The 4,312-nt window shown below is 38.0% G+C and carries 3 protein-coding genes; 1 reads left to right on the top strand and 2 read right to left on the bottom strand.

All coding sequences use genetic code 11. From position 1 onward, the window contains the following. Positions 1–285: 285 nt before the first annotated feature. Entirely contained in the window at positions 286–1,029 is a 744-nt protein-coding gene (sfsA, locus tag PLK24_RS08920; protein ID WP_324478324.1) for a DNA/RNA nuclease SfsA, read from the bottom strand. After that, positions 1,010–1,468, bottom strand: a complete 459-nt coding sequence (locus PLK24_RS08925) for a peroxiredoxin (protein WP_324478326.1) — start codon at positions 1,466–1,468, stop codon at positions 1,010–1,012. Before PLK24_RS08925 ends, sfsA begins: the two co-directional genes overlap by 20 nt. A gap of 256 nt (positions 1,469–1,724) precedes the next feature. Here PLK24_RS08925 and recD2 point away from each other — a divergent pair, with 256 nt between their 5' ends. Then, entirely contained in the window at positions 1,725–3,896 is a 2,172-nt protein-coding gene (gene recD2, locus PLK24_RS08930; protein ID WP_324478328.1) for an SF1B family DNA helicase RecD2, read from the top strand. Positions 3,897–4,312 lie beyond the last annotated feature (416 nt).

Raw genomic sequence — 4,312 nt, forward strand, 5'->3', positions numbered from 1 at the left:
GCGGCACCCCTCCAAGGAGGGGAATTGTTGAATTCATTCCCCCATTGAGGGGGGAACGATTCCTGGTTAAGTATTTTCATCCTCATCTGGTGCTGTAAAGCAGCATGAGGGTCTATCCTATTAATATTTTGAACTACAGATTTAGATTCTGAATAACGAATTATGAATTGAGTAATCAATATTTCCTATCTTGAAGTGAAGAAGCTAAGCATCGGAAAATAGTCTTACTGGTTCCAGCAAAATTTTATCATCGTTTGGTTTTGATTGCCGTCAAAACCATCTAATTTATTGGATGATTACCGGCAAATCATGATTTCCCATTTTTAATCCACTTTCAGGGTCATACAGTAATGACAATGCTCGAATTTCTAATGGCGAAGTATCAACCGCTAAACGGAGTAATCGCCCCACTTCCGGGTCACCATCTACAGCAGGGCGAAAAGCATCAACTTCAGCTAATGATGCAATAAATAGTATTAATCCTTTCCCCCCATTCTGAGCATATTTTGTTAATTCTTTGATATGTCTTTGCCCTCGCGTCGAAGGGCAATCAGGATAGGTGGCATAACGACCTTGTCGATAGACGGCACTTTTTAATTCCAACAACACAGTTTCACCACAAGAGTCCAGAAACCAATAATCGAGAACGCTTTCACCTAAGCGGGGGTTTCTCTTTAGGAGAGTATAACCCTCTAACCAGGGGATACATTTTTTTTGCACTGCCATTTCAAATGCTCTCATTTGAAAAAAGGTATCGATGAAAGCCCATCCAAAATCATCTTGGATTGCTATTAGTTTTCCAGCAGTTTTGCCTTGAGGATTAGAGATACAAACCGCCTTTCGTCCCGCGACCATCAATTCCGATAATCTTCCGGGATTATTGGTGGCAACTTGCCGAGATTTTCCGTCACCAAAGTTAACCTGGACTACGAATCGATTTATTCTTTTTTCAATAAAAACATAAAACCAATCATGAAAATCAATAAGAGACTTATGAATCAAAGGTGATTTAACAATTGCATTGTTCATCGATCGCTTCCAGAACCTCTTCAACATGTTGGGCAACTTTTACTTTTTTCCAATCTTTAACAATAAATCCCTGAGGATCAACTAAAAAGGTCGTCCGCGCTGCTGTACCAGTTACCCCAAGAATACCAAGGTTTTTTGATAAGCTCTCATCATCACTTAAAAGGATGTGCTTCAAATTATATTTTTTGGCAAATTTTTGATGACTCTCCACCGATTGAGTGCTCACACCAACTACTTCTACTCCTTTGGAACGAATTTCTTCTAACTTTTCAGTAAAAGCAATTGCCTCTTTGGTACAACCTGGGGTTGCATCTCGAGGATAAAAGTAAAATATTACCCATTTTCCACTAAAGCTATTCAAAGAAAAATCTTCTTCTCTTTGGGTTTCTGGAACATAACCTTTGAGGTGAAAATCAGGAAATACAAGTTTTTCTTTCATGTTTTTTACCTCCAATTATTCTAAGTAATATTTTTCAATCTTTTTTTTGCTCTTTAACAGATAACCATTAACCTCCAATATTCTTCCCTATTACTTAATAAAATCTGAGTTTTGCTGGGATTAAAAGGCATAAAAGGGAGCCTTGATTCTTGAGTCTTTGATTTTAAAAGTTTCAATTATAATGATCAATATAAACAAATCTACATTTTCTAATGGTTTATAATGAAATCAAGTGAATATCCGAGGTAAAAGCTACATGGAAATTCAAGGACAAGTTGAAAGAATAACATTTCATAACGAAGAAAATGGCTATACCATAGCCCGAATGAAAGTTTCTGGAAACCGGGAACTCATTACTATTGTTGGTAATTTATTATCCATAACTCCTGGAGAGATTTTAAAGCTTCAAGGAGAATGGAAAAATCATCCAAAATATGGCGAACAATTCCTGATTCAATCTTATGAATCGGTTGTCCCGGCATCAGTAAAAGGTGTAGAAAAATATTTAGGTTCCGGTCTCATTAAGGGCATTGGTCCAGTCATGGCGAAGAGGCTGGTTAATAAGTTTGGAATCGAAACATTGGAAATCATCGAAAAGGATATTCAAAAATTGCAAGAAGTTGAAGGCATTGGAACCAAGCGAATAGCAATGATCAAAAAAGCTTGGGATGAGCAAAAGGATATCCGAAACGTGATGATTTTTCTCCAAGAACATGGAGTAAGTCCTTCTTATGCAGTAAAAATATATAAACAATATGGACAGAACTCGATTAAAACCGTTCAAGAGAATCCCTATCGATTAGCAACTGATATTTTCGGAATCGGCTTTATCACTGCTGATCGAATTGCACAAAAATTAGGTCACCCTAAGGACGCTCCGGCACGAATTGAAGCTGGTATACTTTACACTCTTAACAAATTTGCTGAAAATGGTCATGTTTACGTTCCAACCTCGGCTCTCTTATCAAAATGTCATGAAATCCTTGATGTCGAGGAAAATGAAGCCAAAAAAGCCCTTTCAAACTTATCTGGCCAAGATTCGGTATTTATTGAAGAAATATCCGATCATGAAGAGGGAGTCTATCTTACTCCATTCCATATTGCTGAAACCGGAATCGTAGACAGGTTAAAAGCACTCATTGAGTTTCCCAAAACTATTCCGTTGTTTGGGTTGGGGAAAACCCACCAAATTGTATCTAAAGAATTAGGTATTAACTTAGATGAAAGTCAACAGCAGGCTTTACACGCTGCACTATCTGAAAAAGTATTGGTCATAACTGGAGGACCGGGTACCGGAAAAACCACTCTGATTAAAGCCATAATTTGCCTGTATAAAAAATTGGGTTATCAAATACTTTTAGCTGCGCCTACCGGTCGAGCAGCCAAGCGAATGACTGAAGCAACTGGATTTGAAGCTAAAACTCTTCATCGGCTATTGGAGTATTCTCCTAAAGATAACCAGTTTAAGAAAAATCATGAAAATCCTTTGAATGCTGATGTACTTATTATTGATGAAACCTCGATGATCGATACGATTTTAATGTATCATTTTCTCAAAGCTATCCCTCCAAATGCCACTCTCATTTTAGTTGGAGATGTTGACCAACTTCCTTCAGTAGGGGCTGGGAATTTACTTCGTGATTTGATTGAATCTGAAGTGATCCCTACCATGCGACTAACAAATATTTTTCGACAAGCGCAAGATAGTTTAATTATTTTGAATGCTCACCGCATTAATCATGGTCAATTCCCTCTCCTTGACTTTTCACCTGGTAAACCTCAGGACTTCTACTTCTTCCCTTGCGATGAACCAGAAAAGGCTTTGCAAACTATTCTGGATCTCTGTTGTCACCGAATCCCAAAAACTTTTGGATTCCATCCCTTAGAGAATATTCAAGTTCTTTCGCCTATGCACCGTGGTTTAATAGGGGCAGCCAACCTCAATGTCGAATTACAAAAAAGTCTTAATCCCTCCTCCAAAGTCGAAATCAACCGCGGTGGAAACATTTTTCGAATAGGGGACAAGGTCATGCAAATTCGAAATAATTACGATAAAGATATATATAATGGGGATATTGGTAAAATAACTAAAATCGATCGTGAAATTCAAGAAGTGGCCATAAATTTCGATGGAAAAGAAGTAAATTACGAATTTTCCGAACTTGATGAAATTGTTCTCTCCTATGCAATTTCCATTCATAAGTCTCAAGGGAGCGAATATCCAGCTATTGTTATTCCATTACTTACCCAGCATTACATGATGTTACAAAGGAATCTTCTCTATACGGCAATAACTCGTGGCAAAAAATTGGTGGTTTTAGTGGGCAGTAAAAAAGCAATTGCAATTGCAGTTCGTAATAACCAACCACTCAAGAGATATACCCGATTAAAAATCCGACTTCAAGATTCTTTTAACTCAAACAAATAATTTAACTTGTATTCAATCCTGAAAATACATAAATAAATGAAAAGTGATTAACATAAAAATAAGAAAGGCACACCCACCTTAATCCCTCCTCAATGGGGGAATGAATTTAACAATTCCCCTCCTTGTTCGACCGGTGCTGTTTTACGGCGGGGAGGGTGCCTTTAATTCGTCATCCTGAGGCTTCGCCCTATGAAGCCGTGAGGACCTCATCTTGTAATTTTTTCTTTTATCCTTTCGTTTTTTTTCATTCGCCCCCTCAGCCTTTATCGTGCCCGATTAACGTAGCGACATGCCATGGCATGTCGAATCTTGGGCCTTCACCCTCATCCTCACCTTCTCTGTACGAACGGGGACATAGGTAACACTTTAGTCTAATGACATAGGTAACACTTTTTAATCATCTTGAATCTCCGTTG

Source organism: Atribacter sp. (assembly GCF_035418125.1).
Lineage (GTDB): Bacteria > Atribacterota > Atribacteria > Atribacterales > Atribacteraceae > Atribacter > Atribacter allofermentans.